The sequence below is a fragment of the Sulfidibacter corallicola genome (genome assembly GCF_017498545.1).
In the GTDB taxonomy this organism is placed as follows: domain Bacteria; phylum Acidobacteriota; class Holophagae; order Acanthopleuribacterales; family Acanthopleuribacteraceae; genus Sulfidibacter; species Sulfidibacter corallicola.
This window is the reverse complement of the sequence record NZ_CP071793.1, coordinates 1873378-1887315: the sequence shown is the minus strand read 5'-3', so window position 1 is coordinate 1887315 and position 13938 is coordinate 1873378. Positions and strand designations below refer to the sequence as shown.

Annotated in this window: 10 protein-coding genes; 6 read left to right on the top strand and 4 right to left on the bottom strand. The window is 57.4% G+C overall.

Annotated features, from left to right (window positions below; translation table 11 throughout):
* Position 1: 1 nt before the first annotated feature.
* On the bottom strand, positions 2 to 1906 hold the full coding sequence (locus tag J3U87_RS05450) for a DUF1549 domain-containing protein (protein WP_237382021.1): 1905 nt from the start codon (positions 1904 to 1906) through the stop codon (positions 2 to 4).
* Between the two features lie 923 nt (positions 1907 to 2829).
* Here J3U87_RS05450 and J3U87_RS05445 point away from each other — a divergent pair.
* The 3 genes from J3U87_RS05445 to J3U87_RS05435 all read left to right on the top strand — a co-directional run bounded on the left by J3U87_RS05445 (position 2830) and on the right by J3U87_RS05435 (position 5316).
* A complete protein-coding gene (locus J3U87_RS05445) occupies positions 2830 to 3099 on the top strand; it encodes a hypothetical protein (RefSeq protein ID WP_237382020.1) in 270 nt (89 codons plus the stop codon).
* Positions 3100 to 3216: 117 nt separating this feature from the next.
* A complete protein-coding gene (locus tag J3U87_RS05440; protein ID WP_237382019.1) occupies positions 3217 to 3936 on the top strand; it encodes a KAP family P-loop NTPase fold protein in 720 nt (239 codons plus the stop codon).
* A 45-nt stretch (positions 3937 to 3981) separates the two neighbouring features.
* Complete coding sequence (locus J3U87_RS05435) at positions 3982 to 5316, top strand: hypothetical protein (RefSeq protein ID WP_237382018.1); 1335 nt, start codon at positions 3982 to 3984, stop codon at positions 5314 to 5316.
* Positions 5317 to 5361: 45 nt separating this feature from the next.
* Here the strand turns inward: J3U87_RS05435 and J3U87_RS05430 are convergent, their stop codons facing one another.
* Entirely contained in the window at positions 5362 to 9102 is a 3741-nt protein-coding gene (locus J3U87_RS05430; RefSeq protein WP_237382017.1) for a hypothetical protein, read from the bottom strand.
* A gap of 418 nt (positions 9103 to 9520) precedes the next feature.
* Here J3U87_RS05430 and J3U87_RS05425 point away from each other — a divergent pair, with 418 nt between their 5' ends.
* A complete protein-coding gene (locus J3U87_RS05425; protein ID WP_420038284.1) occupies positions 9521 to 9895 on the top strand; it encodes a hypothetical protein in 375 nt (124 codons plus the stop codon).
* A gap of 511 nt (positions 9896 to 10406) precedes the next feature.
* Here J3U87_RS05425 and J3U87_RS05420 read toward each other — a convergent pair.
* Positions 10407 to 11183, bottom strand: a complete 777-nt coding sequence (locus J3U87_RS05420) for a phospholipid scramblase-related protein (RefSeq protein WP_237382015.1) — start codon at positions 11181 to 11183, stop codon at positions 10407 to 10409.
* Positions 11184 to 11520: 337 nt separating this feature from the next.
* Between J3U87_RS05420 and J3U87_RS05415 the strand changes: the two genes are divergently transcribed.
* Positions 11521 to 12105, top strand: a complete 585-nt coding sequence (locus J3U87_RS05415) for a hypothetical protein (protein WP_237382014.1) — start codon at positions 11521 to 11523, stop codon at positions 12103 to 12105.
* Complete coding sequence (locus tag J3U87_RS05410; RefSeq protein ID WP_237382013.1) at positions 12102 to 12626, top strand: hemerythrin domain-containing protein; 525 nt, start codon at positions 12102 to 12104, stop codon at positions 12624 to 12626. Before J3U87_RS05415 ends, J3U87_RS05410 begins: the two co-directional genes overlap by 4 nt.
* Here the strand turns inward: J3U87_RS05410 and J3U87_RS05405 are convergent.
* On the bottom strand, positions 12620 to 13366 hold the full coding sequence (locus tag J3U87_RS05405) for a DUF4097 family beta strand repeat-containing protein (protein ID WP_237382012.1): 747 nt from the start codon (positions 13364 to 13366) through the stop codon (positions 12620 to 12622). The two genes, J3U87_RS05410 and J3U87_RS05405, sit on opposite strands and share 7 nt — an antisense overlap.
* Positions 13367 to 13938 lie beyond the last annotated feature (572 nt).

Sequence of the window (13938 nt, the reverse complement as noted above, 5' to 3'; positions counted from 1 at the left end):
CTCAGTAATTGATCCGAAGTTCGGTGTAGTTGTAGAGAATCCAGTGCAGGTCGGCGCAGGCCTTGGCGAAGTGGCGCTTGCCGATCAACTGGCGGACCCGGAAGTGTTCGGCCCGCGTCGGTTCGCGAACCAGGATCGCGAGAAAGGTCCGGCGGATCTTTTCGGCCATGTCGAGGTCCGAATTCGCCAGAATGGCCAGGCTACCGGGAATCTCTTCGTAATATCCGGGGCTGGAGCCGTCGCCGGGGCGCCAGATTTCGAGGTGTGCGGCCGGTCCGATGCGCTCGACGACCAGCGGATGGTTCATCATCAACAGCGCCTGGCCGGGGCTCGGATCACTGCTGCGCGGTTGGTCATAGCGGTTCCCGGCACCGAAGGTCTCCAGAAAGGCGGCCGTACGAAAGTAGGTGTACTCGCCGTTGGGATCGGGCAACTCGTGGGCGAAATGGAACGGAAAGGCGGCGTCGTACGGCACGGAAAGATCCAATCGCAGATAGGCCGTTCCGGCCAGGCTGTACATGCCCGAAGACACGATCAACTGGTCGTAGACTTCCTCGCCCGTCAGCTCGCGGATTTGCCGGCGCGGATAATAGGCCGCGTACTCGGGTCGCCAGGCGTCCGCATAATCGGAAGAGAGCTGGTAGCTGTGGGAGTTGGCGATGGTTCGCAGTGTTTGGCGCAGATCGAAGCCGTTGGCGATCAGGTGGTCGGCGAGGGCCTCGAACAACCGCGGCCGATTGGGCTGCAGCGTCCAGGGTTCGGGTGGTGGGTTGTCGGGATCGAGCCGATAGGGGTCCAGTTCGTTGTAGGGCGAGACAAACGGCTGGGCCATGAGATGGCCCCACAACCGATTGGCGAAATTGCGCGCAAACATGCGATCGGCCACCACCATGCGCGCCAAGGCGTGGGCCGGATTTTCACCGGGCTCGGGCGGTGCCCCGTCGAAGATGTAGGCCGGCTGGATCACGCCACCGGACCGGGGCGGGCGCATGCCGTCGGTCGTCCCCGCGTAATAGGGCGTGTCTTCGCGATCGTTCAGGTTGAAGCCGTAGGCGAGACTGTTTTGGCTGGTGATCGACTTGAAGGTCAGGAACGACGCCATGCGCCAGAAATCTTCGCGCTTCTGCTGGGCCAGGAACAGGTTGATGTCGTCCAGGTAACCCTGCCCATCGTGGCAGGAGATGCAGGCCAGCGAGGTGCCCAGGAAACTGTCGGCAATGTGGGTCGCTTCGTTGTCGGCGCGATCCTGGAGGATGCCGCCGAGGCCGCCGGCCCGCAGCAGGTAGTTGGTTTCGTAATCGCGATAGGAATTGCCGCGAGCCGTGATCAGCTCGGTCGCCATCTGGTCGAGGGGCCGGTTCTCGCGCAGCGCCTCGTAGAGGTAGCCGAGGGTGAAACCGGCCGCGCCGCGGGTGTTCTGGACCTTGTAGGTGGTTTCGAACAACTCGTTGAACCAGTGGGACCAGCGCACGACGAAGGCCTCGGAAGCCAGCAATTCGTCGATGTAGGCGGCGCGTTTATCGGAGGCGGTATCGGCCTGAAAGGCGAGAATGCGCTCGAGCGTCGGGATGCGGCCGGTGAGATCGAGGGTGACCCGTCGCATGAACGCGAGGTCGTCACACAGGTAGGTGCGCGAAATGCCGGCCTGGTCCTGGAGCTCGAACAGAATCGCATCGATGAAATTGGCGGGTTGTTCGGGGACGGAGCGCGCAACCCCGGCATAGCGGGTCGGGAACAGAGGCGCCGCCGGAGCCGGCGAACGCTTGGTGGGGATCGATGGGGTGGTTCGGGGTTCGCATGTCCTGGGGCAATGAGGGTCGCCGGCATGGGCGGCGCAGGTGAGGATCAGGGCGAGAAGCAGGTGGCTCAATCGTGGGGGCCGTGCATTTCGGAACGAGACAATCAATAGAATCCTCCAGAAGAGGGCTGACACATTCAATTAGGAGTAACAACGAGGAAACGGGCCAATGACACCCATGGTCGAAGTTCGGCTCACTGCAGTTTGTCGCGAAAAATAGGTTCGGTTTCGGTCATGATGGACGCGTTCACGCCACGAAAAGACGAAAAAAATCAGGTGAATGCCTCATTGGGAAAGCAACCGCGCCTTAATCTACAGGGGATCAGGCCTCGATCCCTGGACAGCGGAACGAAACACCCGACGCGTCTTGGCCTTCCTCTCCCGAGCACCCGAAACCGATCACATCGCCCAACACATCGATCCACCAGGAATCGATTTCATATAAATCACTCAAAGCAAATAAATTAATTCATGATAAAAAGAGCCAAGCCACCACCCCAAACAAATTTCTACTACATAAAACGAAGTAATAAACTACATTCTCTGTTGCATATAACTACAAAACATGCAGAATACATGGCTTGTATCCTGTGTTTTTGGTAAACTAACCCAAAAGCGATACATCCAATCATGCCCGATCCGATCCTCCCCTTCCGACCGTCAGCGATCTCTCCCAAAGGCGGTCCGAATACGTTTTCTCGTTCAGGAGGTCCACCATCGCACGGCAACCTGATGCCACAGCGCCGGCCCCCGGCGGAATTCCTGGCATGCGACCCCGGCTTTCCTTCCCCGTGGGTCCACGGCGGGCACCGTCCGGGCATACCGGAGGGGCGCATCGGGCCCGGTCGGTGAAAGGGCCATTTTCACGCATCATCTCTTCTTTGCCGAAGAGAATCTGTGCGGGCCGGTCGTCCGCCAACGGCTTGTGCCCCTCTTTTCCCTTTCCGGCACCCATCTTTCGCACTCCCTTTCATTCGCCGGACACACTGACAAACAAACCGAACTATTGCAAAAGGAGGTCTCTGGGTGAGATGACTGAAAAAAAAGAAATGCCCAACACGCGGGCCATCAACGTTCAAATTCCGCTTCGACTCGCGGAGGACGTGGATCGAATCGGCAAGGAGCTGGGCTACACCAAAAAGCAACTGGTGATCGACGCCTTGAGAACCCATTTGATGATCTTGGAACAAGAACAAGCCATGAAACAGGAACATCCGGGTAAACCTATTAAAACCAAGGTAATATTTGAAGTAGTCGCCGGCACGAAAAAGATGGATCCCGCCGCGGTCGTCTTGTATTGAGGTACCATGCCGGAAGGGAACCATCCCCTCCGGCGACCTCTTCCATTCGGTTTCGACAAGCCCAGTCGGGAGCCTGGGTTTGTTCAAGCCGAATCAAAAACACATTCGAGGTGGCACGTGACTGCCGTCCAGAGCGGATCATCTCCGGTCGATCCCTTCATCGCGGAAGAGTTGTCCCCCGAGGCACTCGATTTCCAGGAGCCCGCCTACGGAAAGACCGAATTCAATTTCACCGACCGCGCCGCAAAGATCGCCCATCAATTGCAGCAAACCCGGGGGGCCTTCACCCTGGGCGTCTTCGGCGATTGGGGCTCGGGGAAAACCACGTTTTGCAATCTGATCGGCAGTCACCTGGAAACGATGGCGAGCGGAATCGTCTGGGTTCGCTTCAACGCGTGGCGCAGCGAAGATCGCGAAAGCCCGATTCTCCATCTCCTCGAAACGATTCAAGACCGCATCGAGACCAAGCGCCGCGTGGTGGGAAAAGCGATTCGCAACGGATTCAAAGGATTGATATACGGCACCAAACCCAGCCTGGAAATCAACCTGCCGGGGACCGGAAAGGTCAAACTGGAAACCGATTTGGGGAAAGCGATCGACAGGGAGGCGCAGCTCAATGCGAGGTTCACCGATCAAATGCCCTTCGCGACCAGCTTTCGCAAGCTGTCCCAAGCCATGCAGCAATCGAAAAAAGTCAAACTGGTGGTGTTCGTCGACGATCTCGATCGCTGCACACCCGCTCGCGCGATCAAGCTACTGGAACAGATCAAGCTCATACTCGACCTCCCCAATACCATCATCATCCTGGCCCTCAACAAACGGCTCTTCGACGATTAACTGAAGAAACTCTACCTCGACGAATACGGCATCGCGGGATTCTCGGTGGACCGCTACATCGACAAGCTGGTCCAGCAAAGCATCGTGGTACCCAAGGCCCATTTCGGCATGAACCAATTCATCGACGGCCTGCTCAAGACCCGGGCGACCCACACGCGGGCCCGGATCCAAACCACCGATCCCAAACTCCTGGACACATGCGCCGAATGGATTCGCCAGGCCAGTTTCGGGAATCCGCGGGCGGCCATTCGACTGGTCAACAGTGCCATTCATACCTGCAACGCCCTACCCCTGAGCGAGGAAAACCAAAAGTGCTTTTTCCACTTTCTCCTACGCGAGGGATTGCTGCGCCTGGCGCCGGACTTCCTGGCGGAGCTGACCCACCATCGACCCTCGCGCGACTTCGTCACGGAGCACATCGACAACGACGTCCTCCTGAACCGCTTCATCGGCCACTTCACACGGGGCGAACGGCTCAGCAACATCGTGGCGTACACGCGTTTCCTGCTGAAGAAGTTGAACGAAGAAAGCGAGGTGGAAACGCGTACCACCGTAGACGGACACGAAACGCCGCAACGTTACCTGGACGATTTTTTCGAAGGCAAGACACTCGAGCGTTCAGGGCTCCAGCAGCCATTGAAATACCGGCCCTCCTGTCACCTGTTCTCCCCGGATCTCCTGAATTCCCACGAAGGGAAACTCGTTTTCAAAAAATCGATCGATCCCTATTTCAACCATTTGAGGAGATTGCTGACTCAGCCCACTTCGGAACGGCGGCAACGCGACATTCAATACTGGATCGACCGGCTGCGAACGTTTTCCGATTACCTGCGCAACACCCCCTCTCTCGCCAGCCTCTGCGACGAAGTCTACAGTTTCTGTCGCAAGCTCCACCTGCTCGCGACGGCGCCCCACCTCGAAGCTTTCGTTCGCATACCTCGGGAACCGAAAGAGGCAACCAAACAAATGCTCTCGTTGGCCCGCGATACGTCGGAAGTCATGACGGGACTGTTCCTGGAAGATCCACACCTCCTGCGCTTCCTCACCCTCAAATTTTCCCTGGACGTTTTGTGCCGAGAGCCCTCCACGGAAGCGTTTCTGGAAGTCTATCTGGAGCACATCCGCGACTGGATGCCCGGCTTCCTGGAAACCCAGAGCTTCGATTCGGTGGAACTCTATGCCTATCTGCGGGCGATCCACTTGGCATATCAAGCGAGAACTCCGGAAACGTCCTCCTCGGAAGTCCTCACGTACAAGCGGGAACTCGATCGGCACGTCACGCGACTCGGGCACGCCTTCCCGAACCTGTGGCCCACGGAGTTCGACACGGAGGTCACCGAAACCCTAGCCCTGGAGATTCCCGAACGGTCTCGACCCTGACCAGCCCCGAAAGACCCCTGTGCGGCCGCGCGCGGCGATCTCGCGTCAGGAAAGTTCTTCGTCGAGCCAAGCACCTCTTCGTGCCAATTCTTCGCGTATGGATGCCGTCGCACCTCGATAGAGCAGCGTATTCAACAAGCGCCGCGTGCGACACAATTGCTGTTGTTCCTGGTGGTATCGATGGCCGGGATAGCCATAGGGGAACTTGTATTCCTCTTTCTTCAGGGCTTGGGAAAAACCGAAGTTGATCATTCCGGAAAGCTGCAGCACCGCGGCGAAACACGAAGAGGCATCGTCGAATTGAGCGTGATCCGGAGTGAGGCCGTTCAGCCAGCGAAACAGATCGGTGGGTTCCCGTAGCGTTTGCGGCATGCAATATTCCGAGCGGGCCCGTTCAGGCAGTTGATCCCAAGGCAATCGATTCCAGGGTAGGCAGAGGCATTTGAGATAGGTAAAGAGCAAAGACCGGGTTCGACTTTCGAACAAAAAACGCAGTCGTTTTTCGAGTTGATCACGAAAAAAAGTCGCTTCGGTTCGCAGCAAGCCCGCCTTGCGGTTTTCCGAGCACTCGAACAGCAACCCATAACTCAAGCATTGCTTGTCTTTGATGGGATTATCCTCGTGTTTTTGGATTTTTCGGAACAGCCTGCGCAGCTTTGTTTCCGCGAAGAGATCCCACTGATCCACGAGTGCCACGATGAGCTTGTCGAGAGACCATTCCGACACATGGTCTTCATGGGTGAAATACTTCGTGACACAAAGCCCCAGCGCCAGGCGCAGCACATTGTCCAACATGGCTCGTTTGCGAAGCGGCGCGGGATGCAACAACAATTGAAAAAACATGGCCAAGACGAAGTCGTCACAAATGTCGTACTCGCGCTCTCCGGGCCAAGACGTGGTACGGGGACATTCGGGATCGAAGATACCCTTCAATTGCGGGTCTAAAATCGCCGGCGACAACACGGAAAAGCAGGTACGGAAAACCATCATGTCGCAGCAGCATTCCTCCCAAATGGTGTCGAAGGAACCATCTCGCTCCAACCCGTGAACCTTCGGCGTGCCGGTCGCCGTGTGAGGGGCATCCTCGAACCGAAAACTATCGGTGAAGATATGCCCCATTTCATGAGCGACCATGCACAGACTCTCGAACGAGGTGAGGTGGCGTGCGTTGACCGAAATGCTTCGACTCGTTCGCATCAAAATCAGCTCGGGAGAATTGCTGAAATAAGGAAGGTAGGACAACCCGGGCCTTTCCCATTCCCCGAGTCGCTCTTGCAAGGCGTGCCCCTGGTCCGGTTCGATCTCCGAAAGGTAATGCTCCATCGACTCGAACAGCCAATCGCGCTGGGTTTTCATGAAATCGCGGATGAGCCACGAGAGACTCTTGAGCTTTTTCGAATGGGTGATCTTCAAGTCCATCAAACGCGAGAAGCTGCGATCGTGATTGGGAAAGCTCCCGAATTGACGCTGGCTGAACGCTTTTTGAGTCAATTCGCAAAAATGCAGCAGAAAGGCTTCGAGGCCTTTATAGACGCCGTTGAAATCGCCCAAAGGGACGACCGATTCCGATTCAGGGTCGAAATAGGTGACTTTCAAATGCTCGTATGTCACCTTCACGAGTTCCGGTTTCTCGAAATCCTCGTCAATCCGCTCATCCGTTTCTTCGGGTCCCCGAATCGTAAGTGCCATCTCGGAACGGCTTTTCGTGTCCAAGTCGCACTGCACCGTACAAATCATTTGGAAGAAGTAAGATAAATAGTGGTACACGTCGATGTAGAACGAAAACAGAAGCGGGTCGGACAGAAACCGTTCCACCGAGCAGTAGACCGTGTTGACCATTTCGATCGTCTCCGGTGAGACGAGGTGCTTCAGGCGCATTTCCAAGAAGGTGTGAAAGTGGGCCTGGTATTCCATGTTCGGGTGTGCGCCATTGCCTAGTCGCGCTTTCCAAAACTGCCACGACTCCCGAAAGGCATCGACCGTGACTTTATCGTCCTCCGACAGCTTCGAAATCGAAGCCTCCAAATCCGCAAAGACACGTTCCAAATTTTCTCGGGAGAAAAACGTGAGTTCCACGTCGCGCTTCAACAAATAGTTCCGGCTCTCGATGGAAAAGAGGTTGTCGTGATGGGGAAAGGCGATTTTGGTTTTCAGCGCCAAAATCGGAGAGGAGCTTCGCATATGGAAGGTCTTGTCCGCGCCGGATTGGTTGTTCATCAATATTTTGAAGAATTGAAGGCGGCTGACGTACTCGTTCATGTCCATCAAATCGTTTTCGCGAAACAGTTCGAAGTCGTAGCGACCATTCAGCAAGTGAGGTGGTGCCAGCCGGGGAGGCGAATCGTTGGACGCATCTCCGTATATCAAATCGTAGAATTTTTCGATCATGCTCTGGGTGTGCGACAGCATGCCCACTTTCACCGACATCATGGTCGAAATGCGCATGGTGCCGCGATCGTCGTCTCCATCCTTAATGGGAACTTTGGAAGCATAGCCCTGGAAATGTTCTGCGAAGGCGTCGTAAATCTCCAACATCTCTTGTCGCGGGGCTTCGATCAATCTTGGGTGGCTTCGCTTGAGAGCCTCCACCCGATCAATCACCGCCGTCTCGGCCTTTTTGATCATGGAACAGGGAATGCCGGCCGTCGTATGCGACACGGAGAAAATCGGAACATCCGTTGGAAACGACGAGACGAAAGCACGCAACTCCTCATCGATCAAGGGCCCGAGATCGATGCCTTCGACCTGGCCCTCCTGGGTGCGCCGACCCCGAAGCACATGATCGATTCGATGGACCGAAAGGGTTTTGATTTTAAGCATCAACGCATCCATCGATGCCAGGTGCTTGCCCCGAACCAAGAAGAACATATCGAAGAAGCCATCGGTGAAGAGTGGCCGAAAGAAAGTGGGTAGACCCTCTTCCCGCCGGGCACTTGCACCTTTTCGGTATTCGCTGTAAATGACGGCGGAAGCCAAGAACACCAAGAGTTTGAGACGGCGATAGTCCTTCACTTTCAGCAGCGGTTCGAACTTGAGTTGGTACAATCCGAGGAGCGCATCTTCCGTCGGCAGGTCCGTGGGCCCGGAATGCACCGCCTCATTACCGGACAATATTTTTTCTCGCGCCGCCGGATCGTCTTTCAAAAGGCCATAGATACTTTCGGAACCACTGTAGATATGATTCAAAAGAAACGGCCGATATTCGGCCAGAAAGCGCAAGTCCTTTGGTGGTTCCTGTTTATAAAACACCGGTTCGCGCCTTCTTCGATGCGGCGGTCCCGGTTGAATGTCCCGCAGTAACTGCAGATGGATGTCCTTCGACAGGTCGAGCCCCAGGACATCGGTGAGCCCGGCATGCGTGGTGATCTCGAGAAAATCCCGAACGGCCCCTCCCAGCTCATCCGTCCAGGATGAATCCTGCAGGTCGAGCACGATCGAGTAATCGTGAGCATGGGTGTAGTTCTGACCGCGGGCATGGCCGATGAAAGACAGATTCGTGGCCAAACCCTTTTCGGACACCATCGTGAGCGTCAGGAGATTCCAGGGACCGATACCGACGTAACCACAGGCGTTGTTCGCGTTTCCAGGATGCAATTTGGTCTTTTCTCTAGCGTGGTGGGCGGCGGAGCCCCCTTCGGCCGAATTCAGTTCCCTGATCGATCGCTCACCCCATCGCGTCATGACAGGGTGCAGATACTGAACGAAATCATCGATATTGCTGGGTGGAATCTCGATAAAGCCGATGAGGACGGATGTGCCTGTGGGTCGCAAGTACATGCAGGGCAAAGAAAGACCTCCATCGAGCAGTGATATTTCGGGAAATTTCAAAAATTCTAGCCCACCTCCACCACAACGACAACAATTTGAAAAATCAAAGTCACATTGAAAATCAAGACTAAAAAACCCTCTAGAGGATTATTGATATCATCAAAACACCGTATTTTTGGCGATATCGGCAAATTCTTCAAAACAGTACTTCGTCAAAGTCGACTGGGACCGCAGGGTTACCACCTTTCGAATCCAGGACGGCATTCGCCACGCACGCCCGTCCGGGACCGATCGAACCACATCCGCGATCGAACCGATGTGGTTCGGCGCCAACTCCGATCTTGCCTCGGTCGGGAAGCCGGGCCTATACTCGAAGCCACCGACAGCCGATCGAGGCTGGCGGCAACCCAAACAGATCGATCGTTTCCAGGTGATTATGGAGATCGGGCTCTATCTGGCGGCGTTCCTCATTCTTTTGGTGGGCATGGCGCATTCGATTCTCGGCGAGCGCTATATCCTCACCCGCCTGTTTCGCCGCGAAAACCTTCCGAAAGTCCTCGGCAGCAGCGAGTTCACCGCGCGCACGCTTCGATTCGCGTGGCACGTCACCACCGTCGCCTGGCTGGGACTCGCCTCGGTCCTGATCGCCTTGGCGCACCCGCCCGTCACGGTGAAGGGGCTCGGGCTCATCGTCGGCGGCACCTTTCTGATCCACTTCGCCATTTCGGTCGTCGGGTCTCGCGGCAAACACCTGTCCTGGCCGCTCTTTTTGGCCATCGGCGTCCTCGCCATCTACGCCACGCACGCCTGATTCGCCGTCCACTTCGGTAACGGAAGAAAGAATGCCGGGAAGAGCCCACGATTCCGCGACATAGAGAATTTTTTCCACGAATGCACACGGATGACACGAATAGACAGGACCCATGCGTGGCACAGGACAGGTGCGCCGGACAAACCACAAGATTAAAATCAACAGTACCAATCGCTTATGAACATCTATTTATTATTATGAGTCATGTGGATTTGTGATCGGTTCCAGAAAAAACAACGCAAGAGGCCTCGAACGGAATGATGGTGTTCGTAGTCGTGTGGATCCGCGTGATGAGTGGACAAGTCATCAAATGCCGCGTGTGACGCGTCGCCTCAAAGGAGCCAAACCCGTCGGCCTTTTGGGCAACGTTTTTGTCCTGGGAGCTAACCGACTGATAAACAACAGAATGTGTTCGGGGAACCCATCGTAGAAGCGATCGGATCACTGAGTAGGGGATGCCGAGAGGTTCCATTTCGTGTTTTTTCGTGTTTTTAGTGGACAGTTTTGGGGCTCAATCTTGGTGGTTGTTTTCGAAAAAATCGAAGTCGATGCTCAGCGCGGCCGCGAAGATCACCGCGCGCTGAGACGAACTCCATCCCGTGTCGCCGTAGTCCACCACGAAGTTGTCGATGTCGGAAAACATCTCCTTGCCCAGACCCGACCACTTCTTGGAAATCACCCCCAAACGCTCGCCGTCGATCCCGAAAATCGTAAAGGTCCAAATTCGGAAAAAGGGACTGCGGATCTCCGCAAAGATGTGCCCGTCACCATCTTCCAGGTCGTAGCGGCGGTTCAACAGGCTGAAGCGGCGACGAATGCGACCCAGGAACCGGCCCTCGGGGGTCACCACGTCCAACTCGGAGAAAAAGAAGAAAAACGGGCGCATCAAATCGAGGACGACCTGGTTACCCGTGATCACCGCGACATCCAAGGGACGATGAGAGCCCAGGAAAAGGCGCTGCAGCAGCCCGCCGATGCCCTTGCGCCGCTCCTGAATGGAGCCCAACAGGCGGCCGTCCTCGCCGCTCACGGCGTACTGATTGGGCTTTTCCCACTCGGTCAACACCTCCCACCAACTCACGAACTGCTGCTCGATGAACAATCGGCGGCGGTTGCCGATCAGGCGCAGCAGACCAGGAGCGTGACCATCCTCCGGCGAAAAGATCCCTTCGGATCGTGGGCTCGGACGCTCCCGGCGCCGCGCAAATTTGGCGTAGACAATACCGCAGGCGGCGCACTCCAACGCTTCACGCTGCCGCTGGGCGCCACAATTGGGACAATGACTCATCGAAACTCCTTCTCGCGTTCGTTCAGAAGGTTGGGCGCGATCATCGGCGCGGAAAGGCCAACACCTTCGATCCGCAGCCGCCGAACACCGAAGAACCCGCCGTCATCCATGACCCCGCACCTTCTTCACCCATCGGATCGACGCCCGATTTCACAGAAGAGGACACCCGAACTTCGCGAGATTCCCACACGCGGCATCCCTTCGATCGCGCCGAAACGAGGCGGCCGGTGGACCGTCACCCCCGCTTCGGGCTAAGATATGGCCGCGCGTCGTCGTCCCGAGTTCCACCGACCGTCGGGATGTGTCCACGCGTCATTCGGATCGAAAGGAATTCGCGATGAGCAATCTCGACGTGAGCCCTTATCGCCTGGCGTTTCAAGACTTCGACCGTGCCCGCCGCGAACGGTTCTTTGAAGCCCGCGACTACCTGAACGGCTTGCGACTGGCCGCCACCAAGGGCCGGGAAAGCTACCGACGTTTCAACGAAGAAGCCGGTGACCAGGGTTTCGCGCCGGCATGGCAGGCCTTTACCGCACAAGCGTGGTCGCTGGCGACACGCTATCGCGAGGCCGATCCCGAGGATCGCGCCACCGTGCGCACGCTGCTGGACGAGGCCCCCATGGCCCGTGCCGAATGGCTCACCATCGTGGAAACGGCCGTATCCCTGCTGGCCCACGAGATCCTGGCTCCGGAAAAGGCCCGCGAGATCTGGACCCTGCTAGCCATCCTCGACCATCGCGACATCCACCGCCGGATCGATGCGGCCACAAACGATCTGATTCGCGCCTGCCACAACGTCGGATCGCCAGGCGCGGCCGGGGACGACCGCACCCTAATCGCGGAGACCGCGGCACTCAGCGGCGATGCCGGCCGCGACTATTTCGAAAGCTTCGTCCCCCGCGACGCGGAACGTCACCCATGAGCGAGCAGGCCAACCCGACCCCCGAATTCGCGATGCTGGCGGAGATCCACGTCCAAATGGCGGAACTGTTTCTACGCCACCAGGAAGCCTTGCTCGATCGCGATTGGCCCGGCGCCTCGTCGGCGTTGGCCAGGTTCCGCGAGGGCCTGCTGCTGCACATGGAGCACGAGGAGGGGCTGTTGCTGCCGTTGATGGCCCGCGCGGGCAAGGTGGAGCGCTGGCCCGCCCGCGTCTACCTGGGCGAACACGAGAAATTGCGACGCCTGCTGGCACGCGCCACCACCCAGTTGGAAGCCCTGCCCCAGGCCACCGGGCGCCGCGACGAGAATCGCGCCCTCTTGGCCCTTCTGGACTTCGAAACCACGTTCAAGCACCTGTGCGAGCACCACGAGCAACGCGAAGAAATGGCGCTTTTCCCTCTCCTGGACCAGGTTTCCACGATCGCCGAACGCCGCGATCGGCTCGCGCAGATCGAGGCCACCTGGCAGGCGTACCTCGATCGCACGTCGCCGACTCAGTGAATGCCGCGCAACAGCTCCACGTTGCCGCGGCCCGCGTCGATGGTGACCGGAACCTTGCCCGAACCCAGTTTCACCCGGGCCTTCTTCAGCCGTGAGGCATCCTCGAAGCTGAGTTCCATCGTGTAGTCGCTGGTGATCTTGCCGCGCGTCGCCACATCGACCACCGCATCGGTCGCCTTCGGGAAGTGAAGCATCAGGTTGCCGAGCACCGAGGTGAACCGCGGCGGTTTGGACCAGCTGGCCGTCTTGAAGTAGCCCTTCACATCACCTTGCCGGGTGCTGACTTCCGCCGTGCCGGTCGTCGAAAAGACGACGCGTCCCTGATCCGTCGACAGCAACAGGTCGCTCTCGAGGCCCTTGGCTTCGATCAAACCGCGATAGGTGCGAATCGTCAGGGGTGACTGCTTGGGAATGAACGCCGTGACGTCGATTCGCCGCCGCAGGGGGGCGCCTTGCACCTCACCGGGAAAGGTAACCCGAATCACCGTCTTCTCGGTCGTCTGTTCCACTTTGATTTTCATGTTGTCGGGATCGGTGGGTGCGCGCTGGATCATGCCCGACACCGCGAGGGTTTGATCGTTGGCCAAACGCGTGCGCACATCGCCGTAATCGTTGACGATCTCGATCGGGTGGTGGGCTTTGACGACGCCTTCCCACTCGTACTTTTCAATGTGCCAATCGGTTGTCGCCGGCGGCTCTCCACTCGGCAGCAGAAGCAAACAGAGCAATGGGGCCAGCATGTGGGGGCTCCTTTTCGGGCGCCAGGACGCAAGAAGAGACAGGTGCGTCAGGGTTCCGCATCGATAATTTAGCTTGCCCAATAGGCAGGATATATGGGGACAGGACGAGAATTCCATATCATGCCCAGATCCCGGGTGCCGGGTCAAGCCATCGGAACCACCATTCGCGAGGAAGCTCACAATAAAAAAAACCGGACATCCGCTGGGAGACGAATGCCCGGTGGTGGAACAGGTCGATCCGAAGACAGACCCGCCCGAGGGAGATATAATCTTGAACCGCTCGGCGAACGAGCGAGCGACGCACCCGCGCTGTCCCCTCCCCCGATGGCGAGGGAATCAAAGGCCTCGCTTGGGGCGTCCGACATGGTGATAGGAGAACTGTCGCCGGAAGCGCATACCAGACCGCGGTTGTCGGACACGGCGGAATGCCATCTGCTGCGCGCCTCTTTCCATCAATAATTCAAGGTCGCCACTGCGACACTGCCGGATTCGAAAAAATCGAGAAACATCCATCCCAAGCGCCTCGTGCCTCGGGAGAAAACCGGTGAACACTATTTTCTCAAGGACTACGG